The 23,067-nt window shown below is 41.7% G+C and carries 22 protein-coding genes; 10 read left to right on the forward strand and 12 right to left on the reverse strand.

The features are described 5' to 3' along the window. The first annotated feature begins 74 nt into the window (after window positions 1–74). Complete coding sequence (gene aat / locus U9670_RS07640; RefSeq protein ID WP_323842080.1) at window positions 75–824, forward strand: leucyl/phenylalanyl-tRNA--protein transferase; 750 nt, start codon at window positions 75–77, stop codon at window positions 822–824. A gap of 43 nt (window positions 825–867) precedes the next feature. Here the strand turns inward: aat and U9670_RS07645 are convergent, their stop codons facing one another. Further along, window positions 868–2,109 carry a BaiN/RdsA family NAD(P)/FAD-dependent oxidoreductase gene (locus U9670_RS07645; RefSeq protein WP_323842079.1) on the reverse strand — a complete coding sequence of 414 codons (1,242 nt, stop codon included), beginning with the start codon at window positions 2,107–2,109 and terminating at the stop codon, window positions 868–870. After that, window positions 2,102–2,293, reverse strand: coding sequence for an oxidoreductase-like domain-containing protein (locus U9670_RS07650; protein WP_323842078.1), 192 nt, complete (start codon window positions 2,291–2,293; stop codon window positions 2,102–2,104). The genes U9670_RS07645 and U9670_RS07650 overlap by 8 nt, the downstream gene beginning before the upstream one ends. A gap of 202 nt (window positions 2,294–2,495) precedes the next feature. Between U9670_RS07650 and U9670_RS07655 the strand changes: the two genes are divergently transcribed. The 3 genes from U9670_RS07655 (at window position 2,496) to U9670_RS07665 (ending at window position 5,177) form a co-directional block, all read left to right on the forward strand. After that, the gene (locus tag U9670_RS07655) at window positions 2,496–2,819 is read left to right on the forward strand and encodes a BolA family protein (protein ID WP_323842077.1); all 324 of its coding nucleotides are present in this window, start codon (window positions 2,496–2,498) and stop codon (window positions 2,817–2,819) included. Between the two features lie 175 nt (window positions 2,820–2,994). Further along, complete coding sequence (locus U9670_RS07660) at window positions 2,995–4,620, forward strand: SulP family inorganic anion transporter (protein ID WP_323843769.1); 1,626 nt, start codon at window positions 2,995–2,997, stop codon at window positions 4,618–4,620. Between the two features lie 227 nt (window positions 4,621–4,847). Then, window positions 4,848–5,177: a protein tyrosine phosphatase family protein gene (locus U9670_RS07665; protein WP_323842075.1), complete on the forward strand. Its 330-nt coding sequence runs from the start codon at window positions 4,848–4,850 to the stop codon at window positions 5,175–5,177. Window positions 5,178–5,337: 160 nt separating this feature from the next. On the opposite strand, the gene U9670_RS07670 is transcribed toward U9670_RS07665, so the two are convergent. Next, window positions 5,338–6,090, reverse strand: a complete 753-nt coding sequence (locus U9670_RS07670) for an RluA family pseudouridine synthase (protein ID WP_323842074.1) — start codon at window positions 6,088–6,090, stop codon at window positions 5,338–5,340. Between the two features lie 202 nt (window positions 6,091–6,292). Between U9670_RS07670 and trxA the strand changes: the two genes are divergently transcribed. The 3 genes from trxA to U9670_RS07685 all read left to right on the forward strand — a co-directional run bounded on the left by trxA (window position 6,293) and on the right by U9670_RS07685 (window position 8,820). Further along, a complete protein-coding gene (gene trxA, locus U9670_RS07675) occupies window positions 6,293–6,613 on the forward strand; it encodes a thioredoxin (protein WP_323842073.1) in 321 nt (106 codons plus the stop codon). A 228-nt stretch (window positions 6,614–6,841) separates the two neighbouring features. Then, on the forward strand, window positions 6,842–8,110 hold the full coding sequence (rho, locus tag U9670_RS07680) for a transcription termination factor Rho (protein ID WP_323842072.1): 1,269 nt from the start codon (window positions 6,842–6,844) through the stop codon (window positions 8,108–8,110). Between the two features lie 347 nt (window positions 8,111–8,457). Continuing rightward, the gene (locus U9670_RS07685) at window positions 8,458–8,820 is read left to right on the forward strand and encodes a hypothetical protein (RefSeq protein ID WP_323842071.1); all 363 of its coding nucleotides are present in this window, start codon (window positions 8,458–8,460) and stop codon (window positions 8,818–8,820) included. Between the two features lie 134 nt (window positions 8,821–8,954). Here U9670_RS07685 and U9670_RS07690 read toward each other — a convergent pair whose 3' ends face one another. From U9670_RS07690 to U9670_RS07710, 5 genes are all read right to left on the reverse strand, one after another. Continuing rightward, complete coding sequence (locus U9670_RS07690) at window positions 8,955–9,188, reverse strand: hypothetical protein (protein ID WP_323842070.1); 234 nt, start codon at window positions 9,186–9,188, stop codon at window positions 8,955–8,957. 73 nt (window positions 9,189–9,261) lie between these two features. Continuing rightward, window positions 9,262–12,054, reverse strand: coding sequence for a preprotein translocase subunit SecA (gene secA, locus U9670_RS07695; protein WP_323842069.1), 2,793 nt, complete (start codon window positions 12,052–12,054; stop codon window positions 9,262–9,264). A gap of 61 nt (window positions 12,055–12,115) precedes the next feature. Continuing rightward, the gene (locus U9670_RS07700) at window positions 12,116–12,277 is read right to left on the reverse strand and encodes a YqaE/Pmp3 family membrane protein (protein ID WP_323842068.1); all 162 of its coding nucleotides are present in this window, start codon (window positions 12,275–12,277) and stop codon (window positions 12,116–12,118) included. A gap of 98 nt (window positions 12,278–12,375) precedes the next feature. Next, a complete protein-coding gene (gene hemL, locus U9670_RS07705) occupies window positions 12,376–13,662 on the reverse strand; it encodes a glutamate-1-semialdehyde 2,1-aminomutase (RefSeq protein ID WP_323842067.1) in 1,287 nt (428 codons plus the stop codon). Between the two features lie 190 nt (window positions 13,663–13,852). Next, a complete protein-coding gene (locus tag U9670_RS07710) occupies window positions 13,853–14,191 on the reverse strand; it encodes a zinc ribbon domain-containing protein YjdM (RefSeq protein ID WP_323842066.1) in 339 nt (112 codons plus the stop codon). A gap of 157 nt (window positions 14,192–14,348) precedes the next feature. On the opposite strand from U9670_RS07710, the gene ygfZ reads away from it, so the two are divergent. Together ygfZ and U9670_RS07720 are read left to right on the forward strand one after the other, a co-directional pair. Then, window positions 14,349–15,023, forward strand: a complete 675-nt coding sequence (gene ygfZ, locus U9670_RS07715) for a CAF17-like 4Fe-4S cluster assembly/insertion protein YgfZ (RefSeq protein WP_323842065.1) — start codon at window positions 14,349–14,351, stop codon at window positions 15,021–15,023. Next, window positions 15,001–16,332, forward strand: coding sequence for a D-amino acid dehydrogenase (locus tag U9670_RS07720; protein WP_323842064.1), 1,332 nt, complete (start codon window positions 15,001–15,003; stop codon window positions 16,330–16,332). Before ygfZ ends, U9670_RS07720 begins: the two co-directional genes overlap by 23 nt. Window positions 16,333–16,340: 8 nt before the next feature. Here the strand turns inward: U9670_RS07720 and dtd are convergent, their stop codons facing one another. After that, window positions 16,341–16,793, reverse strand: a complete 453-nt coding sequence (dtd, locus tag U9670_RS07725; RefSeq protein WP_323842063.1) for a D-aminoacyl-tRNA deacylase — start codon at window positions 16,791–16,793, stop codon at window positions 16,341–16,343. 150 nt (window positions 16,794–16,943) lie between these two features. Between dtd and asd the strand changes: the two genes are divergently transcribed. After that, entirely contained in the window at window positions 16,944–17,783 is an 840-nt protein-coding gene (gene asd, locus U9670_RS07730) for an archaetidylserine decarboxylase (protein ID WP_323842062.1), read from the forward strand. Window positions 17,784–17,857: 74 nt separating this feature from the next. On the opposite strand, the gene U9670_RS07735 is transcribed toward asd, so the two are convergent. The 3 genes from U9670_RS07735 to U9670_RS07745 form a co-directional block, all read right to left on the reverse strand. Continuing rightward, window positions 17,858–19,219, reverse strand: coding sequence for a 3-deoxy-D-manno-octulosonic acid transferase (locus U9670_RS07735; RefSeq protein ID WP_323842061.1), 1,362 nt, complete (start codon window positions 19,217–19,219; stop codon window positions 17,858–17,860). 86 nt (window positions 19,220–19,305) lie between these two features. Further along, window positions 19,306–21,873, reverse strand: a complete 2,568-nt coding sequence (pepN, locus tag U9670_RS07740; protein WP_323842060.1) for an aminopeptidase N — start codon at window positions 21,871–21,873, stop codon at window positions 19,306–19,308. 333 nt (window positions 21,874–22,206) lie between these two features. Further along, complete coding sequence (locus tag U9670_RS07745) at window positions 22,207–23,016, reverse strand: hypothetical protein (protein ID WP_323842059.1); 810 nt, start codon at window positions 23,014–23,016, stop codon at window positions 22,207–22,209. Window positions 23,017–23,067: the final 51 nt, after the last annotated feature.

Here is a 23,067-nt window from a genome sequence, read left to right on the forward strand (position 1 = left end):
TTTGATAAACTTTTGCTGTCATTGGTTATAAACAATATCCATGTAGTACTTAGCAACAATACGCCATTAACATCATGCAAATTCTTAGTCTTGCCGACCTACACGCCATTGCTGACCGCTCTGTGTTTAATTTCTCTAACATCATTGATGTAGCAGACGAAGACGGCTTTATTGGTGCAGGAGCTGACTTATCCATCGCCACGCTATTAAATGCCTATCGTGTGGGGGTCTTTCCTTGGTCTAATGATGGCGACCCAATTTGTTGGTGGTGTCCACCTGTTCGCTGTGTGCTACACCCCCACGATTTTCAACCGTCTAACAGCCTTGTCCGCACTGCCAAAAAATCCACTTGGCAAATCAGCACAAATACCGCTTTTAAGCGTGTTATTCACGCCTGTGCCAAACCTCGCCTTTATGCTGATGATACTTGGATAACCACTCAAATGATAGATGCTTACACACGCCTGCATGAAATAGGCGTGGCGATTAGCATTGAGATTTGGGAAGGCGAACCACAAATCAGCGAGCTGATTGGAGGGCTGTACGGTTTACAACTTGGTGCAGTATTTTGTGGTGAGAGTATGTTTCACACTCGTACAGACGCATCAAAAATGGCATTTTGGGCAATGAATGTGATTGCAAAACACAAAAATATACAACTGATTGATTGCCAATTAGAAAACTCGCACCTAATGAGTCTTGGAGCAACTTTAATCCCAAGGGCAGACTTTCTTGCTCAAATCAGCATACTAAACCATACCATCACACCACAATTAAATGGCAGAATGCCTGTTAAAGAATTGGTGGCTTTTACTGATCAATGATAGGAAAAAATATTTTGCCCAGCGAGGCTGGCAACCAAAGTGCTTACCAATCTGCTCCCACTGCCTCGCTACACACATAAGCACTCGCCCAAGCCCACATGAAATTAAATCCGCCCAAATGTCCTGTCACATCAAGCACTTCACCAATAAAGTACAATCGTGAACACAGCTTGCTCTCCATCGTTTTACCTTTCACCTCATCTGTATTGACGCCACCTCGGGTTACCTCCGCCACCCGATAGCCTTCCGTGCCTGACGGCTTAATTTGCCAAGCATTGATGTTTTTACCAATATCCACCAAGTCCTTATCTTTGACATTGGCAAGCTCAATATCCTGCCATTTTTGCCAAAAAACACTCTGCAAAACCGCCAATAATTTTTTGGGGAAATAAGGTGCCAAAATAGTACGAATATACTGTTTTGGGTATGTTCTTTTTGCATCAATCAGCAGCCGTCCTACATCATGCTCAGGCAATAGATTGATACTAATCATCTCTCCTAATTGCCAATAATTAGACAGCTGAAGCATTGCAGGCCCAGACAAACCCCGATGAGTAAAAAGCATGGGCAGGGTAAAACTTGCCTTATCATTAAAAGCAACCACATCAAGACTGATGCCCGCCAACGACTTAGTCAGCTCGCCTACTCGGTCAGTAAAAGTAAATGGCACCAAGGACGCTTCAGTGGGCACAATGCTATGTCCAAACTGGACTGCGGTTTGATAACCAAAGCCACTAGAACCAAGTGTCGGAATTGACAATCCGCCTGTAGCGATAATCAAATGACGACAAGATAATTCATAAGACTTGCCATTTTTTGGCAAGACAGACAGCTTAAATTCGTCCGTATGATTTTTAACAATCTGATCAATACTTGTATTTAAACGAATATCCACACCTGCCATATCACACTCGCTGATGAGCATATTTAAAATGTCTTTAGATGAATCATCACAAAACAGCTCTCCGTGTGATTTTTCATGATAAGCGATGCCATGTTTTTGTACAAGTTTGATAAAATCATCACTTGTATAGCGGCTCAAAGCAGATTTTACAAAATGGCAATTTTGACCGATGAACGCATTAGGTGCAACCGACATATTAACAAAATTGCAGCGACCACCACCAGACATGAGAATTTTTTTGCCTGCTTTATTGGCATGGTCAAGCACCAAGACACGCTTGCCATAAAGAGCAACATGAAATGCACAAAACAACCCAGAAGCACCAGCACCGATGATGATGGCATCAAAATTCTCCGACGGTTTTAATACACCATCACTCATCAGTACCCTCTTTTGAACGAATGCTTTTATTTAAATGATCATGCCCATGATTATATTTGGCATCATAATCTGCTTTTTGCAAGCGATAAATTTCAAATACACACAGTTCATCGCAACCATTATTACAACATTCATAATCTTCTGGTGGCTCTGGTGGCAAAGGAATATTGGTTAAATCGGTCATTTTTTCTCACAGATGTCTTGTTAATCAATAAAGTTGATGCTTTTTGTCGCAAATACTTGTATTTATTTTGACTTTTATTATAATGAAATCATCACAAAAATACACGCATACTCTTTAATACAAATCATAGCACAAAATCGTTAAAGTCTGTTTTTTAAAATATCATAAAAACGATTAATACTGATAAACTTTAAGGAAATCAATGAATACACCGACTGCTAACGCCATCTTAGATGCCATACAACAACTTAACCCAACCTATGTCATGCTTGACAACGAAAGCCATAAACACGCAGGATATTTTGATGGCAAAGAAAGCCATTTTAAATTAGTCATAGTCAGCGATGCTTTTGTAGACAAACGACTGATTGCTCGCCATCAAATGATTTATGCTCTTACACAATCACTCATGCAAATCAATGGTGGTACGATTCATGCATTCGCCATTCATGCCTACACGCCCGATGAATGGACAAAACAAGCAAAAGCCCCAGACAGCCCCAACTGTGCTGGACAAAATAAATAAAACAAAAGTTAATGGCCATAAAGTATCACAGAGTATAAAGATTGTACTTTTGCACAAAAAATCAAAATTTATGGCAAAAACAACACGCTTTTTTAAGCAGTATCAAAAATCTTTTAAATTAAGTGGTTCATTTAACGGCTCATTTTTTATACCCTTTTTTTTGCGTTGAATAATAATGTCTATTTTTCCCCATTGGCTGACTACTTTAAAACAACAACCCAAACTCATCATTAGCGAATTGACCGCAGGCTTCATGATGGCGGTACTTGTCATTCCTCAAAGCCTAGGCTACGCAGCATTGGCAGGGTTGCCACCCATCATGGGACTGTACGCATCTATTGTACCAACCTTGGTTTATGCTTACATAGGTTCAAGTAGTGTCAGTGCCCTAGGTCCTGTGGCAGTAACAGCCGTAATGACTGCCAGTGCTTTATCTGATTATGCCACAGGCAGTATGCAGTACATCATGCTATCTATCACATTAGCATTCATGGTGGGAGCGATTTTATGCCTAGCAAGCGTATTGCGACTTGGTTGGATCATGCAATTTGTCAGCCGTGGCGTCGCCAGTGGCTTTGTCAGTGCAGCCGCCGCACTAATCATCATCACGCAGTTCAAAAATCTAATAGGTGCACCCATCGTTGGTGGCAGTCTAACCGACATCATCAAAAATCTGGCTCATGGTAGCTTTTACATTCAGCCAAGCACTGCCCTGCTTGGTGTGGCAACTTTTGCTATTTTATTCGCCAATCGCTATGTCGCAGGGCTTTGGTCGTGGCTGCCCAAATCCAGTGCCGATTTTGCCAAGCGTATGCTTGTTATCATCATCACCATCATCACCATCATTTTGGCAAACCAGCTACATTGGCAAGAGCTTGGCATACACCTACTTGAGCCGCTACCAACGGGCTTTCCAACGCTTAGTTTGCCACCATTATCTATCAGCACTCTCTTGGCTATGTTGCCATCTGCATTACTTATTGCACTCATCGCTTTTATTTCAAGCTCAGCAGTGGCAAGTAATTATGCACGCATTCATAAAGAGTCATTTGATAATAATAAAGAGTTGCTTGGTTTAGGATTTGCCAACATCGCCAGCAGTATGTCAGGTGGTTTTGCAGTGACAGGTGGCATTTCTCGCACCAGCCTAAATATCGGACTTGGTGCAAAAACACCTTTGGCATCGGTCATGTGTGCTGTGGGCATTTTGCTAATTTTGCTGTTTTTTGGGCAGTTTTTGACAGGATTGCCATATGCGGTTTTATCCGCCATCATCGTCATTTCAGCAATTTCAATGGTGGACTTTGACACCCTAAACAGTGCCCTAAAACACGACAAAGCAGATGCACTATGCTGGATAATCAGCTTTATTGTAGCGATTGGATTTGGGCTAAATGTTGGATTGATTGCAGGGATATTATCTAGCTTTGCACTGATGATTTATCGTTCACATCGAGTGAATATCGCCACCATCGGACAGATTGGTGATAGCGGACATTTTCGCGACATCACACGCCACAAAACAACTACTTTTGACAACTTACTCTTGCTAAGAATTGATGAAAGTTTGTATTTTGGCAATGCCACCACCATTCACAACACCTTAAGGCGCCGTTATTATGACCACCCAAAAGCACACGACATCATTATTATTATGACCGCCGTCAATCATCTGGATTTAACCGCCCAAGAAATGTTGATTGATTTTAATCAAGAAATAAAAAGTCAGGGCAAACGCCTGCATTTTGCAGAGATTAAGGGGGGGTGTCATGGATATTTTAAAAGACAGCGAACTGCTTAATAAGCTTTCAGGACAAGTATTTTTAAGTACCAAACTTGCCGTAGACAAACTAAAACATCAAAGCAAAGATTGGCATGATATGTAATTCATGCCAAAAAATCTGATTTTCTTGTAATTTTTAAAATTTTAGAATATGCTTATTTCCAAATCAAAGTTGAATCATGACAAAAATTTCGCTAAGATAGCTTTGTTTTTTAAGCAGCCTAAACAGACATTGGAACGGTAATATGAACAAAAAGCACATCACACTTTATAAACAAATCCACCCTTGCCAATGCCAAGTTTTATCAAAATTGGGTTTTAAAAGTCTCATCAATCTGCGTTTTGATGATGAATGCGACAATCAACCAAGAACTGACGATTTGAACAAAATCGCAACCAGTGCAGGTCTACAATATCGTCATTTGCCCATAGATAGCGAGAGCTTGTCTTTTGATGTGGTTGAACAATTTGCCAAACTCTTAAATGAGCTTCCTAGCCCTGTGATGGTCTTTTGTGGTACAGGCACTCGAGCCAAACGCATTTATCAAAGTGCGGTGGTAAGCGGTCTGATTTAATCATGGATACAATAAAAAAACCTTCTTTGCTTTAAAACAATAAAGAAAAATAGAGATTGAATAACAATACTTTTTGCTTTTTTAATGTTTTTCATACTAAGAATACTAAGATAAGTACAGCTTATCTGCATACAAATTTTAACCTTGGCATCACTTGACCTCAAAACGGCACATCACTTTGCCAATCCATCCACACACCGTGCACTGGGTGCTTTAACCGCAATTTATGAGCGTGTAAGTTCAGTCTTGGTGCAAGTTCTAGTGCAGTATTTTGAGCATAGATTGGATCACCAATCATCACATGGCCGATATGCACCATATGCACACGCAACTGATGGCTACGACCCGTGATAGGCCTTAAAGCCACACGAGTTACAGGGTGCGCCTTACCTTGGGTATCTGTGCGTAATTCGTGATGCAAGATTTCATAGTGAGTCAGCGCTTTTTTTGACCAAGCAGGATCGACAATATGGCGAGGTTTTGTGGTTGGCTCATAACGAACAGGTATGTCAATCACCCCTGTTTTGCCATCATGACAAACAGTACCAAAAACCACCGCTTGATATTCTTTTTGAGGTAATCGGTCTATAAACTGCTTGGAAACATGACTTTGGGCGTACTCATTTTTGGCAAAGATGATCAATCCCGATGTATCCATGTCCAGCCGATGGATAAGTTTGATGTTTGGATTTACCCTAAGTAAGCGTGATTGCAAACTGCCCTTCAATGTTCTGCCATCTACACTCAAAAGTCCCGCTGGCTTATCTCCCACCCAAATATCATCATCTTCATAAATTGTGATAGACTTGATGAAATTGGCAAAAAACTCTTGTGGCTTTGCCAACTCATCGGCATTCATACGAGCTATTTTATCATCAGTCAAGCGGTCTTGACGATTGGTATTTTTATTCATATCTTTAACACAATTAATTTGGACGATTGACAAATTCAATGACAAAAAATCTGTCTTTTTCTAAAAATTTTGCTATTATAACACAATTAACTTGATGGCTTTTATTTATTGATTATCCATCAATACCCAGACCAACTCTTTATAAAGTCTGTTAAGCCGTCTATCATATTTCATTCACAACCCAAACAAAAAAGGCGAAAATATGTCAATCATCAATACCACCGATGCAAATTTTGAACGAGATGTCCTACAATCTGATAAGCCTGTACTTGTGGACTTTTGGGCACCGTGGTGCGGTCCTTGTAAAGCCATTGCACCAACCCTAGAAGAGCTGGCAAACGATTATGAGGGTACTGCCCACATTGTCAAAGTTAATGTTGATGACAACCCAGAAATCGCTGCACGCTTTGGCATTCGTAGCATTCCTACTTTATTTGTTTTTAAAAATGGCGAAAAGGTTGATACTGTTGTTGGCAGCCGTCCAAAATCAGAATTTGCCGAGTTGTTAGACAAGCATCTATAAATCTAACGATTCTAATAATCTAATAAAAGAGTAAAAGAGGCTTGTTTTTTGCAGGTCTCTTTGTTTTTTTGCTTGATTTTATGAGCAAAAACTCGTATCATTACGCACCGTTGCACATTCTTTTTCAATCCGCAACGCACCTTTTCTCATAATATATTTTGCCAGTCTGATTATCTCTATCACAGAGCTGACAGCATTTCTCATGACCAATCTTTGCAAGACCTACCCATGAATCTGACCGAACTCAAAAGAAAATCCGTCTCTGAGCTGCTTGCCATTGCAGAACAAATGGGACTTGAAAATATGGCACGAAATCGAAAACAAGACATCATTTTTGCCATCTTAAAGACTCACGCACGCAATGGCGAGCCTATTTATGGTGATGGTGTACTTGAAATCCTTCCTGATGGATTTGGGTTTTTGCGTTCAAGTGAAGGCTCATATTTAGCAGGCCCTGACGACATCTATGTCAGCCCAAGTCAAATCCGTCGTTTTAACCTACAAACAGGCGATTCCATCGCAGGTCAAATCCGCCCACCTAAAGAACAAGAGCGTTACTTTGCACTATTAAAGGTCAGTCAAATTAACTTTGATACGCCAGATCGCAGTCGTCATAAATTAATTTTTGAAAATCTGACACCACTTTTTCCTACCCAACAACTCACGCTAGAGCAAGGCAATGGCACAACCGAAGACTTAACAGGGCGAGTCATTGACTTAATCGCCCCTATTGGCAAAGGTCAACGCTCCATCATCGTTGCCCCACCCAAGGCGGGCAAAACCGTTTTACTACAAAGCATTGCTCAAGCCATTGCCAAAAATCATCCAGAATGCTATCTGATCGTTTTGCTGATTGATGAACGCCCAGAAGAAGTAACAGAAATGCAGCGGACTGTGCGTGGTGAAGTGGTGGCATCAACTTTTGACGAGCCACCATCTCGTCATATTCAGGTTGCCGAGATGGTCATTGAAAAAGCCAAACGATTGGTTGAACATAAACAAGATGTTGTCATCTTGCTAGATAGTATTACTCGTCTGGCTCGTGCTTATAATACCGTCATTCCATCAAGTGGCAAGGTGCTAACAGGTGGTGTAGATGCCAATGCACTAGAACGCCCAAAACGCTTTTTTGGTGCAGCACGCAATGTTGAGGAAGGTGGCAGCCTGACCATCATCTCAACCGCTCTTATTGACACAGGCTCAAAAATGGACAGTGTGATTTTTGAAGAATTTAAAGGTACAGGCAACCAAGAAATTACTCTTGAACGAGACCTTGCCGAGCGTCGCATTTTCCCCGCAATCAATATTAAAAAAACCAGCACTCGCCGTGAAGAACGCTTGCTTGATGAAGAAACACTACGCCGTGTTTGGGTATTGCGTAAACTGCTTCAACCCATGGATGACTCGCAAGCCACAGAATTTTTACTTGACCGATTAAAAGACTCCAAAACAAACGACGAATTTTTTCGTAACATGACTAAAAAAGCAACAGGATAAAAGCCATCCCACCACCTAATTGATGGTTTAGAAAATAGACGGCTTAGAAAAATTGTAAAAATCATCGTACGACATCTGCACAAAATGAAATTTGTGAATATGACAAAACGCTTGGTCAGGATTTTGAGCAATCTAAACCATCAAGCAAGTTAATTGAAATAATTTGTTACAATTTTTCAGTTAAATCAAAAAATTTTGCTTTTCATTTGCAAAATTTTAGGTATAATTATGCACCGTAGTATTAAAGTATGATAAGGATTTTGTCTGTGGTAAATACAGCATATGTATCTGCCTAGATTTTTTCGTTTCCATACAATATTAACTTACTATTCTTACGGAGATTTACCATGAAAACCAAACTAGCTCTATCTGCTCTAATCGCTTCTCTAGCTCTAACTGCTTGCTCAAAGCCAGCTGAAGAAGCTCCAGAAGCTGCTCAAGCTGCCGCTGAAGCTGCTGTAGAAGCACAAGAAGCTGCTGCTACCGCACCTACTGATGCTGCTGCTCAAGAAGCTGCTGCTACTGCTGATGCTGCCGCTGCTACTGCCGCTACTGCTGCTCAAAACGCTCAAGTAACTACTGGTGCTGCCGCTGAACACGCTGAAGCTGTTGCAGAAAATGCACAAGAAGCTGCTGAACAAGCTGCAGATGCTGCTAAAAATGCTGCTAACGGTGCTGTTGCTGGTACTGCTACCACAGACAAGAAGTAATCTACTTTTTAGATCACTGATGTTAATAAAAAAAGCCCATTCTGGGCTTTTTTTATTAACAACTTAACAACAAACTAAAAGCAGTCGTAAAAAAAGACACCCTGTTCATGAAGGGTGTCTTTTTTCATTAGATTTTATTTATCAGTTGGTACATCGTCATCGACTGACTCAATGATTAGTTCAGATGCCCCTTCATCCGCTTTCTCATGCGAAGGGGTGCTGACACCCTCTTCTTTGGCATCAGCAGGTTCGGCGGACATCGGAACAATTTGCACCTCAGTTTGTATTACTACAGGTTGCTCCTCTCGTTTGGTACACGCCGACACCATGATAACGGTTATGAGCATCAAGCAAAGTGGCTTTATCATCATACCTTCCATTAATATCCACAAATTTGAACGCAGATAACTAATAAGTACTGAATGAAAATAATGATCTTGGCTAGACAACTTTACCATGACATTGTTTGTATTTTAAGCCACTGCCACATGGGCATGGCGCATTACGATTGGTACCTGTTGGAATCGCAATGTCCTCTATATCCCCTACTGCCGTATGTTCGGCCTGTTCAGTATTTTCGCCTACTGCACCTAAAGTCAATGTGATATTTTGTCCTGATGCTTGGCCAGATTCAGATTGCTCTTGCTCCTCGCCCAGCTCATGACGATCAAACTGCATTCGCATGGCTTCAATCTGACGGCGACGCTCCTCTTCTAAGGCGGCCAGTTCTTCTGGTGTTGGCACATGCACTCTAGATAAATCTTGTACAATATCAGATTTTACCGCACCGAGCATGGATACAAAAAGCTCAAATGATTCTCGCTTATATTCTTGCTCTGGATTTTTTTGAGCATAACTACGCAAATGAATACCCTTTCTAAGTTGATCCATTTGGGTTAAATGCTCTTTCCAATGCCTATCAAGACTTTGTAAAACAAAGTGGCGTTCTAGCTGGGCAGCACTTTCCTTGCCCATTTGCACGCGTCTGTCCTCATAACGAGCAATGGCCGTCTGAATAATTTTAATGCGTAAACCCTCTTCGTCTAAGCGGCGGTCAGCATCTAACCAGTCATTAATTGGCATATAAAAACGAAATGCTTCTTCAATCTCATCTTCTAAACCATCAATATTCCACTGATCATCAACCGAACCTGGCGGAACAAATTGACTGATAAGAGCATTGTACACCTCATAGTGCATATCCTTAATGGAGTCTTGTAAGTCTGCTTGCCCCAGCAAATCATCACGCTGAGTGTAGATGACCTTTCGCTGATCATTGGCAACATCATCATATTTTAACAAACTCTTGCGTGCATCAAAATCTCTTGCCTCTACCTTGCCTTGGGCGTTCTCGATAGAACGAGACACCATCTTATGTTCAATGGCCTCATCTTCTTTTAGCCCCATCGCACGAAACATGCTTGTCACACGATCGCCTGCAAAAATACGCATCAAATCATCTTCTAATGACAAAAAGAACCTTGACTGACCAGGATCGCCCTGTCGCCCTGCTCGCCCACGAAGCTGATTGTCAATACGGCGTGATTCATGGCGTTCAGAGCCAATGATATGGAGCCCCCCCGCTTGTTTGACCGCTTCGTTTTTGGCTTGCCAATCAGCTTGCATGGCGGCTTTTTGTTCGTCGCTAAGTTCATTTAAATTTTCTACTTGGGCTTGCCAATTACCACCCAAAATAATATCCGTGCCACGCCCTGCCATATTTGTGGCAATCGTTACTGCTTTTGGACGACCGGCCTGAGCAATAATCTCCGCTTCTCGTTCATGTTGTTTGGCATTTAAAACATTATGGGCAACCCCCTCTTGGTCAAGCAGATAAGATAATTCTTCGCTTGCCTCAATGGTTGCTGTACCAACTAGGACCGGTGCACCTTTGGCGGTAATTTCTTTGATTTCCTTGATGATGCCCTGATATTTGCCAAGCTTGGTTAAAAAAATCTGGTCATCTAAATCAATACGCGCAATCGGACGGTGGGTTGGGATAATGACCACCTCTAAGTCATAGGTAGATTTAAACTCAGCTGCCTCAGTATCTGCCGTTCCTGTCATGCCTGACAACTTATCATACAAGCGGAAATAATTTTGAAAAGTAGTGGTTGCCATCGTCTGGTTTTCAGCCTGAATTTCCACACCCTCTTTTGCCTCTACCGCTTGATGCAAACCCTCTGACCAACGACGACCCGGCATGGTACGCCCTGTGTTTTCATCAACAATGATTACTTCACCATCTTGGACAATGTAGTGGACATTTTTGACAAACAAATGATGTGCTCGGATTGCTGATTGCACATGGGCAAGCAACGGCAAGCGCGCTGGACTATACAGACTTTCGTTTTGTCCAAGCTGACCAACCTCTGTCAAAAAATGCTCTATTTTCTCATAGCCTTTTTCGCTGATTTCCACTTGGCGGTTTTTTTCGTCAATCCAAAAATCACCATCAGTGTTATTCTTATTGGCCTCCTCATCTTTGGAACGAGTCAGCCTTGGAATGATATGGTCAATTAAAGTGTAAAGCTCGGCAGAGTCTTCGGCTTGTCCTGAAATGATGAGAGGTGTTCTTGCTTCATCAATCAAGATAGAATCAATCTCATCAATAATACAATAATTTAGTGGACGCTGTTTTTTCTCATCCAAGCTAAACACCATATTATCACGCAGATAATCAAAGCCATATTCATTATTGGTACCATAGGTGATATCCGCCCGATACGCTTCAAACTTCTCTTGTGGTGGCTGCTGACTATAAATCACGCCAACTGACAGCCCTAAAAAAGCAAATAATGGACGGTTCAGCTCAGCATCACGACCTGCTAGGTAATCATTGACCGTAACAACATGCACACCCTTGCCACTGATGGCGTTTAGATAAATGGCAAGGGTCGCCATCAAGGTCTTACCCTCACCCGTTTTCATCTCAGCAATCTTACCTTCATGCAAGGTAATACCGCCGATCAACTGAACATCATAATGACGCATACCATTGACACGCTTTGATGCCTCACGACAAACAGCAAAAGCCTCTGGTAGAATGTCATCAAGACTTTCGCCTTGCTTGTAGCGATTTTTAAAATCAAAGGTTTTTTGGCGTAGCTCATCATCAGATAATGCTGAAATGGTCGGCTCATGGGCATTAATTTTTGCCACAACCTTACGCATACGCTTTAATTCACGCTCGTTTTTCGTGCCAATGACACTGCCAATAATTTTGCTTAACATGAAAACTACCTATAAAAAAATATTAATCGTGTAAATATGATTGCTCAATTTGTTTGATCTTTTAGTCTGTCTTGTACTGACTTAGGGCATACACCGACCAAATTGCAGCAGGTAGCCAACCAATAAATGTCAATTGTAAAATCAAACAAAAAAGCCCTGAGAATGGGCGACCGATGGTAAAAAACTGCATCCACGGTAAAAATAATGCCAACAATAAACGCATAAATCTCCAATGCTTATCTTCAAGTATTTGGATTTAATTTTAGCACAAAATCGTGCCAAAATTGAATTTTTCAGTCATTTGCCATACCTTGTCAACAATCAAAGTGTAGCAAAAACTTCGTCTGCCATCAATAAGGTCTGTTCAATATCTTCATCGCTATGAGCGGCTGACATGAATGATGCTTCAAAAGCAGAAGGTGCAAAATGTACACCGCGAGAAAGCATGCCATGAAAGAATTTATTAAACTTAGCAACATCAGCATTTGCCACATCGCCAAAGTTTTTTGGTAAATCCTTGGCAAAAAACAGTCCAAACATACCGCCTACATGGCAAGTGGTAAACGCCACACCATGCTTGTTGGCACAGTCTTGCAGACCACTGACCAGCTTAGTGGTTTTTTGTGTCAATTCTTGATAAAAATTAGGTTTCACCAGTTCATCAAACATCGCTTTGCCTGCTCGCATCGCCAAAGGATTGCCAGAAAGCGTGCCTGCTTGATAAACACCGCCAAGCGGCGCAATATGCGACATGATTTCTCGCTTACCCCCAAACGCCCCAACAGGCAAACCCGCCCCAATAATCTTACCAAAAGTAGTCAAATCAGGCGTAATGCCAAAATACTCGCTTGCCCCTTTTAGACCGACACGAAAACCCGTCATGACTTCATCAAAAATCAAAACCACGCCATGCTGGGTACAAAGATGACGCAAAGTGGTGTGAAATTCTTGAGTAGGAATGATCATGTTCATATTGCCAGCGATTGGCTCTACAATCACGCAAGCAAGCTCGCTACCAAAATTTTCAAAAGCGGCTTTTAGAGCATCAACATCGTTATAAGGCAAAGTTAAAGTATGCTTGGCAAAATCAGCAGGTACGCCCTTACTCGTTGGTTCGCCAATATCCAACATACCAGAACCCGCCTTCACCAAAAGACTGTCTGAATGCCCATGATAACAACCCTCAAACTTGACAATCTTATCTCGCCCTGTATAGCCTCTTGCAAGTCTGATGGCACTCATGGTTGCCTCTGTACCACTTGACACCATCCGAACAAGCTCAATGTGTGGCAAGATCTCACAAATCAAATCCGCCATCGTTATTTCAAAAGGCGTAGGCGTACCAAATGATAAGCCATCATCAGCAGCCGATTTGACCGCATTGATGACTTTATCATGAGCATGACCCAAAATCATCGGCCCCCAAGAGCCAACATAGTCAATGTAAGGGTGGTCTTGGGTATCATAAATATACGCCCCTTTGGCTCGACTGACAAAAACAGGAGTGCCACCCACACCAGTAAAAGCACGCACAGGGGAGTTGACACCACCGGGAATATGGCGTTTGGCTTTTTCAAACAAAATTTGGTCGGCGGTAAGCTGGGTCATTTTAAGTCTCTTTTTGTTAAGTTTGTTGAACGGTTTGTCAAATGATCTAAAGTAAAAAGCAGTTTAAATGTTTAAATAGAAACAAAGCAAGCTGGCATGGTCCATATTTGTGGCAAGTAGCAATAAAAAGCACCAAAAAATGAATGCTTTGATATGTTTAAATGAAAACGCCAAGCATCATCAAAGTGAATCAGGCCTTTTTGACAACAGAAGATTTTAGTTTCATCGCCCCAAAACCATCAATTTTACAATCAATGTCATGGTCATCTGGTGCGTCATAAATCAAGCGAATGGATTTGACCTTTGTGCCAACTTTAATTGGTGTAGACGAGCCTTTTACCTTCAAATCTTTAATCACAGTAACACTATCACCGTCATTGAGTACATTGCCAACTGCATCTTTAATGACAGGGGAGTTGTCTTCTGCTTCGCCTTGTTGCCACTCATGGCTACACATGGGGCAAATCAACAGTTCACCATCTTGGTAAGTATAGCTTTCATCGCATTTTGGGCAGTTTGGTAGTGTCATGGTCTTTTCCTAGTTGATTAAACTCTTATTTTAACTTAATTTACAGTAAATTTGGAAAAATTTTTACCCTTGAATTTTAAGAAGCCTCCCCAACCTAGCATTTTATTAATGAAGTTTGATATATTTTGGTTTTATTGACAGTTTTTGGATAATCACCATGAATTTTACCGCATTCACACTAAGTGGCAAAGACGCTGACAAATTTTTGCAAGGCCAAATCACCGCAAACACTGCCAAAATCGGTAGTGAATATCTACCTACCGCCATTTGCAACCTAAAAGGACGCGTGCAATTTGGACTTTGGATAAAAAAAATAAACGATGCGTTTGTCATTGTGTTATCAAGTGATCTGGCAGATGATTTTCAGGCACACATCAAAAAATATGGCACATTTTCAAAAATATCTTTATCTAAGCCTATCCAAATTTATCCATGCGTCATGAACCATGTGCCAACTTTTTTGGAAAATCAAAGCGAAGCAGATTGGCAAACTTGGCAAGAAGTCAGTCTAAAAACAGGCAATTATTGGATAACCGCCAAGACAAGTGAGCAATTTCAGCCACAAGAGCTTCGGCTGCACCAGCGTGGTGGTGTAGATTATGACAAAGGCTGTTATTTAGGGCAGGAGATCATTGCAAGGCTTTGGTTTAAGGCCACCCCGAAAGCATGGCTACACCTTGTCAAAGCTGGCGATATTGATATTGATAATAAAGTCACCGTTGTCAATAGCGATGGCCAGCTCGCTTTGGTCGTTGCACGCCCTGATGATTTGAAAAATTTAACTGTTTTATCTTTACCAGACAACCTAAATGGCAGTGTCGCTCGTGGCTGATGCCAAAAGCTCCGTTACCGTGCTTGGTGCTGGTGTAACTGGCGTAGCAAGTGCATGGTATCTGTCACAAGCTGGTTTTGATGTTACCGTCATTGACCGACAAAACTCCCCTGCAATGGAAACAAGTTTTGCTAATGGTGGACAAATTTCTGTATGCCACGCAACGCCTTGGGCGAATCCTACCACACCCATAAAGGCCTTAAAATGGCTCGCCCAACCTGACGCACCGCTACTCTACCGCCCCAATGGCAACATTGAGCAAATCCGCTTTATCCTACGCTTTTTAAAAGAATGCACAAAAGGCCGTGCTGATGACAACTTAAAACAAATGGTCAGTTTAGGACTATACTCTCGTGCAACCTTAAAAGCACTAATGAGTAAATTACCGCTAGCATTTGAGCAACGCCTACAAGGCATCATGCATTTTTATACCGACCTTGCCGAATACCAGTCTGCCATTGCCCCCACCATAAGAATGCAGGAGCTGGGCTGTCATCGCATACCCATCACACCCGACCAAGCAATTGATATTGAGCCTGCCCTATCAATACTTGGTAATAAGCTCATAGGTGCAACCTATACAAATACTGATTTTTCTGCCAATGCGAATGTTTTTACCAATCAACTTGCCAAACATTGTCAAGCCAATGGAGTAAAATTTGTCTTCAATACACACATTGATGAAATCGTAGCAGTAGACAGACGCATTAGCCACATCACCATCTGCCAAAATGGTATCAAATCCGCTCACCGTGCCGACCATTATGTTGTATGTCTGGCAAGTTATGGCAAACGCTTGCTTGATCCCATTGGGGTAAGCTTGCCCATTTTCCCTGCTAAGGGCTACTCTGCAACCTATACCGTGCTTGATGGCACACGCGTCCCACAGGTCAGTCTTATTGATGATGAGTACAAACTTGTCATGAGTCGATTCACAAGTGGTGAGCGTGATGTACTACGAGTGGCTGGTACGGCAGAATTTGACGGCTACAATACCAAACTCAATGACATACGCTGTCAGGCTTTGACACGGCGTGTGCAAATGCTATTTGGCGATGCACTAAGCTATGATGAGCCAAACTACTGGACAGGGCTTCGTCCTATGACTCCCTCAAATGTACCACTCATCGGGCGTGCCTATCTTGGTCATATCAAACATGGTGGTACTGGTGATCAGTTTTATAATCTATGGCTAAACACAGGGCATGGCACACTTGGCTTTACACACTCTTGTGGCTCTGCACTTGCTTTATCGTTGCTGATGACAGCAAAGATACCACCTCTTGATTTTGCATTCATTGGATACTGATTTTGCCATCAAACCTCCAAAATGAAATTAATCGGCCCATCATTAGCACAACTTACCATCATATCAGCACCAAACTCTCCTGTTTGGACGCTTGGATAAACTGATTTGGCATAAACCACCAACTGATCAAATAATCGTTTGGCATCATCAGGTGGCATGGCAGGAGCAAAATCAGGGCGACGACCCTTATCCGTCTTTGCCATCAAGGTAAACTGCGAAACAAGCAATAAGCCCCCACCAAAATCAGATACGGATTTATCCAACTTGCCCAGTTTTTCAGCCTCGGTGGTATTTTCAAAAATACGATAGGCTAGAATTTTATCAATAAGTTTGCACGCACGCCCAAAATCGTCATCTTTGCCAATGCCGATATATGCAAGCACTCCATTTTGAATCTGGCCAATAATTTTACCATCTACCTCAACATGAGCAAAATGAACTCGTTGAATTAAAGCTTTCATAGATTTCCTTAGTTTGATTCTTACAATTGATTAGCCAAATGGCAGATTTATCATACAAGTTTGCAAAAATAAAACGGTCATTATAACAAATATCGGTTAAAATACACCAACCCAAACAATGCACCAAACAACATACAAAATGGAGGAATGATGAATTTATTTACCTTAGCCCAAAATATCGCCCCGCAACAGACCCTCTCTAAAATTGCAGGCCACCTTGCTAGGAGCGACAATCCTTATATCAAAAAAACTTTCATTCATGCTTTTGCCAAAGCCTATGATATAGATTTGGCAGAATACAAGCGAGACAACTTAGATGACTATGACAGCTTTAACGATTTTTTTACTCGTGAGTTAAAAGATGGCATGCGTCCAATAGATGATAGCACCGATGGCGTGGCTTGCCCTGCTGATGGCAAAATCAGCCAAATCGGAACAATTCATCAAGGGCAATTATTACAAGCCAAAGGGTATGACTATGATGTAGGACAATTACTTGCTGATTTTGAATTGGGCAAGACATTTGTTGATGGTTCTTTTGCCACCATTTATCTGGCACCCACAAACTATCACCGTGTACATATGCCTTTTGATGGCGTGCTGACCGCCACCCGTTATGTGCCAGGCACACTATTTTCGGTCAATAATACCACCGCTGAGCATGTGCCTGATTTGTTTGCAAGAAATGAACGGCTGGTGTGTGAGTTTGACACCACCTTTGGCAAAGCGTGCGTAGTCCTAGTGGGTGCAATGATAGTGGCAGGCATTAGCTGTGTGGCAACAGGAGCAATCAAACGCACGCCTTATATTCAACATCGCACACACGATTTGCCACTCAAAAAAGGTGATGAGCTTGGGCAATTTTATCTTGGCTCCACCGCCATCATCATCCTGCCAAAATCAGCAGGCACAATGTGGAATGATGGCCTTGTGCATGGTAAAACGGTACAAATGGGAGAGCAAATCGCCAAGATTTGCCCAAACGCCTAAATTTACAAAAACAAAAAAAGAGTGCTGATGGCATTCTTTTTTTTTTTTGTTTATCTAAACATCAAATACCAGTTTTAGTCTTGGCAAGAAGACAAATAATTTAACAAAATGTCAGCCTGTATTTGGGCAGAGTGTCGTTTTTGGGTAACCAAATCTGCCCCAGCTTGTCCTGATATTGTTGCTGCATTGACATCAAACAACCAGCACGCCACCGCCTCAGCAATATCAGTTGCCACACTGTTTGTCTGCACAAGTGCAGAAACTTGCGACAATTGTGCCACCAAAGCCTCGCAATTTTTGACAAACTGCCCCATCACCACAGGCTTTGCAAAAGATGCAGGCTCAATCGGATTGTGCCCGCCCTTATCAACAAATGATCCAGCCACCACCGCCACATCACACACTTTATACCATGCCAAAAGCTCACCCATACTGTCCACCAGATACACCTGTGTATCTGGTGTGATTTGTTCATTTTGCGAGCGTCTGTGTGTGATAAGCCCTGATGATTGACACAAAACCGCCACCTTATCAAAACGCTCTGGGTGGCGTGGCACAAGGATTAGCAAAGGGTTTTTGTCAGATTTTAATAGCTGTTTTTGAACTTCAAGCATCAGTATCTCCTCACCTTCATGAGTACTACCGACAAGCCAGATTGGTCTTTGACCCATTTGCCAAGTAGCAATCTTAGCCACAAGGTCTTGATTTTCGTTTGATAATTGCCCAAGATTTGCCCATTTCAAAGAGTTGGCAACATGAATTTTTTCTTTATTCGCACCCAATTTAGCAAATCTGTCTGCCGATACTTCATCTTGGGCAATGATGGCGGTCAGGTTTTGCATCATGCTTTGGCTCAATTTGCCAAATTTTGCATAACCATCAAAAGACTTCTTGGTCAATCTGGCATTGACCAAGACAGATGGAATGCTTTGACGATTGAGTTCATACAAAATATTGGCCCACAGCTCTGTCTCAACAAATATTGCCATGACTGGGCGAGCATGAGCAATGAATCGCCGAATGACAATCAAGTCGTCCACAGGCACAAAACTATGATTAACCGACTTTCCCAACTCGCCCTTAAATAGCACACCAACTCGATTAAAACCCGTTTGTGTACTACTGGTAATCCAAAGTCCAAACCCCTGATTTAATAAGATTTTTAATAATGGATAAGCAGTATTTAGCTCACCAAGACTCACCGCATGACACCATATCAAGCCTTTATTTTGGATTGATTTTTCACCAAAACAATCCAAGTCGTCCAAGCAATCTTTTAAAAAGGTCATTGCTGGCACAGGCAGATATTTTTTGCCAAATCGTTCATTCAACTCTCGCTCATAAGTCAACAAATGTTGCGATTTTCTTTTGACCATGTAACGATAGATTGGCATGGCAAGACGAATGATTGGGGTGTAATAAAAAGGTGGCTTCATTGAATTTGGGTATTTTTAGTCTTTATTGATTGTAAAAGAAACAAAAAAATACGGCAAGTCAGACTCACCGTATTTTATGGTCATGGTTAGGCGTTTAGCATATTATTAACAAATTCTAACACATTTTTGGATTTGGCAGCAGTCTGCAAAGCAATTAACCTTTCTTTAACTTGTGCTTTACTTGCCTCACTTAGTGTGTACCAATGACTCAAATTAGATAACAGTCGTGATGCCAATGCAGGATTGGTTGCATCAAGGCGAATGATGGCATCAAAATACAGCGATAAGCCTTCTTCGCTCCATAGCTGAACAGGCTTGGTAGCCAAGCCGCCTAGCGTGGTACGCACACGATTCGGCGTATTCCAATCATAGTCGTCTCTTTGCATCAATGACTTGATGAACGCCACATCACGACTGCCTGCTCGTGCCTGAATGCTAAACCAAGAATCAATGACCAAATCATCATCAGCAAATCTGTCATAAAAGTCTGCCACATAATCAGCAGATTTTGCCAAGTCAAACTCAACCATTGCCGACAGTGCACCCAATCTTTCACTCATACATACAGCAAGATCATATTGACGATATGTCCAATTTTCTGCATTGTCCACACCTGCACTTAGTGCAATGTCTAATAACACATTACGCAACAGACGACGGCCACGAGCATCAGGCGTATCTTCATACGGCTCAATTGGCAACATCTGATACCACTCACCTACGACATCGGACAAATCATTTGCAATCGCTTTTTTTAGCTCATCTCGAACCGCTTTGACTGCCGAAGGTTGATAATCTGATTCGTACGCCATCGCCAATTCTTGTTCACTTGGTATATCAAACAGGCGGGCGGTCAACATGGGGTCGGTATTCATCAAACTTGGCACAACTGCACGCAGCGTATCGGTCAAAAGCTTGATGTTGTCAGATTTACCCAAAAGCAGACGATTGACAAATATCTGTACCGCCTGCCAACGGTTGAAACCTTCATTTTCAAAGGCCACCAACTTCATCAAATCCTCATCACCATATTCAAAGTTTAATTTGACAGGAGCAGAAAAATTACGCAATACCGATACGACAGGACGCACACCATCAAGTGCTAAATCCTCAAATACAAAGCTGTCTGATTCTTTGGTCAAAAGAAGCATTCTTTGTGCCAAAATTTCACCAGTTTCACCATTAAAAATTGCCGTATCCACAGGAATTGGTAAGGCAACTGGCGTATCAAAACCTGCTACATGGCGAGTTTTTTGAGACAAATTGATGGTTACTTTACTGCCATCAACCTCAAAATCACCAAATAATTCAGGTGTACCAGGCTGACGATACCAAGCCAAAAAGTCCATCACCCTTTGATCACCCACTGATAAAGCGGCTAAAAAATCCTCAATGGTTACCGCTTGTCCGTCATGTCGAGAAAAGTACTCATCTGTACCTTGGCGATATTTTTCCTTACCCAAGAGATTGGCAATCATACGAACAATTTCTGCACCTTTTTCGTAAATGGTCGTGGTGTAAAAATTATTTATCTCCACAAAACTTTCAGGACGAACGCAATGAGCAAGTGGTCCAGCATCTTCGGCAAACTGATGTGCTTGTAGCACTGCCACATCTTCAATGCGTTGTACCGCTTTTGAACGAAAATCACCAGAAAAGCTCTGATCACGAAAAACCGTCAAGCCTTCTTTTAAACACAGCTGAAACCAATCACGGCAGGTAACACGATTGCCCGTCCAGTTGTGAAAATATTCATGTGCTACAACTGATTTCACTCGGAAACTACGCTCATCGGTTGCTGTCTCTGGGCTGGCCAAGACACAAGAAGTGTTAAAAATATTCAAGCCTTTGTTTTCCATCGCCCCCATATTAAACTGGCCCGTCGCCACAATCATATAACGGTCTAGGTCATAAGCACAGCCATAGTTATCTTCGTCCCACTTCATTGAATCTTTTAAAGCCTGCATGGCAACATGACATTTATCCAAATCCTGCTTGGTGGCATAGATTTCCAACAACACTTCTCGACCCTCAGAAGTGGTAAATTTATCTTGCATCACATCAAGGTCAGCAATGACGCAGGCAAATAAATAGCTTGGCTTTAAAGTTGGATCATGCCAAATGGCAAAATGTCTATCACCCAAATCACCCTGCTCAATCAAGTTGCCATTGGCAAGTAAAGTCGGAAATGCTTTGTCCGCCTCCACACGAGTGGTAAACTCTGCCAACACATCTGGGCGGTCAGGATAGAAAGTGATTTTACGAAAACCCTCTGGCTCGCACTGGGTAACAAACATCGTTTCCTCCCCTGTGCCAGCTTGGTACAATCCTTCAAGTGCGGTATTTTTCTGCGGATAAATTACCACAGAAGTGCGAATAACCACCTCATCTGGTGCATGATGAATGATCAATTTTTCATCATCTAGTGTATAATCATCAGAAGTCAGTACTTCATCATTCATGATTACTGACTTTAATTCTAATTCACGCCCAAAAAGCACAAGATCGCCATCATGCTGTCTTATCATATTCAGCACGCCATCAACAGTAGCATGGCCATCATACAACTTAATATCAAGGTCAATTTTAGCAACCTTAAAAACAGGTGGCGTATAATCTTTTAGATAAACTTTGGTGGGGGCTTGCCCTGACATTTTTAAAACTCCGTGTTTTACATTGGTAAAATTGGTAATTGGTAAGTTAACAAATCCAACCACTTTATGATGAACTCAATGGTTCATCGTGCCACACCCAATCTACAACGACAATATTAGGCGCACCAGCCAGATTAAATGGTCAAATCATTACTTAGTATTATTGATTATATCAAGAATTTACCAAGCTGTATATCTGTATTTGATGCGATGAATTTATACTGATCATTGGTTTTTTTAAGCACACCAAGTTTTACATATAAAACATAGCCATAAAAAGACAATCCCAACCAAAAGGCTGGGATTGTTTTATGTGCTTAAATTCAAAATGAATTAGAAACGGTAAGTAGCACCAACTTTAACAATTGGGAACCAGCTTAGCCATTTTAAATCTTTTTTAGATTCAATATCACGCTCAGCTTGGTCTACTAGCTCAGCAAGCTTGATAGGCTTTTGAGTGTCAATAGCAGTTACAGTTACATCGTTGTCTTTGGTATTTTCAATATCAACATTAACTTTACCTAGGTAAGTTGCACCCACTTCACCAAATAGACCCCAGTTATTACCGATATTTGGACGGAAGCCAACGGTTAGGTAAGGAGCCAAGGTATTGCGATGTTGAATTTTACCTTTTAGAGTACCGACTGCATCTTTTGAGTACTTAGCACCACCGATGTGATAATTGCCACTGTCGCCCGCACCTGGCTGCACTTCAACTTCGATTTTATTGTTAGGAACGATTACACCTGTACCAACAGTAAACCAGTTGGCAGCTGGACGAAGCTGAACGCCCAAATAAGGGTTAGAAGCATTGATTTTCACCGCAAGGTTCAAATCATCAACTTTGGCACCATTAGCGTTATTGTTCAGCGCTTTAGCGACATTAACAACCTTAGCAATGTCATCACTCTTAATCGCTTGATTGGTTTTACCACCTGTCCAACCAGCTTGTAGTTCAACGCGGTCGTTCAATGACCAGCCGATGTTTGCACCATAGCCCAATGTACCAATTTCTGCACTAACTGCCGCTGGGTTAGTTGCAGTTTTGAATAAAGTTTTCGTGCTATCCACAGCAACATTTGCCATTGCACTGGTAGATAGTAGTACCGCAGCACCAATCACAGTCAGATTCAAAACTTTCATAAATTTTCTCCAAAAATTAAATTTACCCAAAAAAACAAACCGCTGATCCAT

The organism is Moraxella tarda (genome assembly GCF_035181405.1).
In the GTDB taxonomy this organism is placed as follows: Bacteria; Pseudomonadota; Gammaproteobacteria; order Pseudomonadales; family Moraxellaceae; genus Moraxella.

Excerpts from the sequence above, each read along its gene's own strand:
- dtd (WP_323842063.1), bottom strand. The coding sequence starts at position 16,793 with ATGAAAGCTTTAATTCAACGAGTTCATTTTGCTCATGTTGAGGTAGAT.
- rho (WP_323842072.1), top strand. The coding sequence starts at position 6,842 with ATGAATCTGACCGAACTCAAAAGAAAATCCGTCTCTGAGCTGCTTGCC.
- U9670_RS07665 (WP_323842075.1), top strand. The coding sequence starts at position 4,848 with ATGAACAAAAAGCACATCACACTTTATAAACAAATCCACCCTTGCCAA.
- trxA (WP_323842073.1), top strand. The coding sequence starts at position 6,293 with ATGTCAATCATCAATACCACCGATGCAAATTTTGAACGAGATGTCCTA.
- U9670_RS07745 (WP_323842059.1), bottom strand. The coding sequence starts at position 23,016 with ATGAAAGTTTTGAATCTGACTGTGATTGGTGCTGCGGTACTACTATCT.
- U9670_RS07650 (WP_323842078.1), bottom strand. The coding sequence starts at position 2,293 with ATGACCGATTTAACCAATATTCCTTTGCCACCAGAGCCACCAGAAGAT.
- pepN (WP_323842060.1), bottom strand. The coding sequence starts at position 21,873 with ATGTCAGGGCAAGCCCCCACCAAAGTTTATCTAAAAGATTATACGCCA.
- U9670_RS07660 (WP_323843769.1), top strand. The coding sequence starts at position 2,995 with ATGTCTATTTTTCCCCATTGGCTGACTACTTTAAAACAACAACCCAAA.
- U9670_RS07645 (WP_323842079.1), bottom strand. The coding sequence starts at position 2,109 with ATGAGTGATGGTGTATTAAAACCGTCGGAGAATTTTGATGCCATCATC.
- U9670_RS07700 (WP_323842068.1), bottom strand. The coding sequence starts at position 12,277 with ATGCGTTTATTGTTGGCATTATTTTTACCGTGGATGCAGTTTTTTACC.
- secA (WP_323842069.1), bottom strand. The coding sequence starts at position 12,054 with ATGTTAAGCAAAATTATTGGCAGTGTCATTGGCACGAAAAACGAGCGT.
- U9670_RS07690 (WP_323842070.1), bottom strand. The coding sequence starts at position 9,188 with ATGATAAAGCCACTTTGCTTGATGCTCATAACCGTTATCATGGTGTCG.
- U9670_RS07670 (WP_323842074.1), bottom strand. The coding sequence starts at position 6,090 with ATGAATAAAAATACCAATCGTCAAGACCGCTTGACTGATGATAAAATA.
- U9670_RS07710 (WP_323842066.1), bottom strand. The coding sequence starts at position 14,191 with ATGACACTACCAAACTGCCCAAAATGCGATGAAAGCTATACTTACCAA.
- U9670_RS07655 (WP_323842077.1), top strand. The coding sequence starts at position 2,496 with ATGAATACACCGACTGCTAACGCCATCTTAGATGCCATACAACAACTT.
- aat (WP_323842080.1), top strand. The coding sequence starts at position 75 with ATGCAAATTCTTAGTCTTGCCGACCTACACGCCATTGCTGACCGCTCT.
- ygfZ (WP_323842065.1), top strand. The coding sequence starts at position 14,349 with ATGAATTTTACCGCATTCACACTAAGTGGCAAAGACGCTGACAAATTT.
- U9670_RS07685 (WP_323842071.1), top strand. The coding sequence starts at position 8,458 with ATGAAAACCAAACTAGCTCTATCTGCTCTAATCGCTTCTCTAGCTCTA.
- U9670_RS07735 (WP_323842061.1), bottom strand. The coding sequence starts at position 19,219 with ATGAAGCCACCTTTTTATTACACCCCAATCATTCGTCTTGCCATGCCA.
- hemL (WP_323842067.1), bottom strand. The coding sequence starts at position 13,662 with ATGACCCAGCTTACCGCCGACCAAATTTTGTTTGAAAAAGCCAAACGC.
- U9670_RS07720 (WP_323842064.1), top strand. The coding sequence starts at position 15,001 with ATGGCAGTGTCGCTCGTGGCTGATGCCAAAAGCTCCGTTACCGTGCTT.
- asd (WP_323842062.1), top strand. The coding sequence starts at position 16,944 with ATGAATTTATTTACCTTAGCCCAAAATATCGCCCCGCAACAGACCCTC.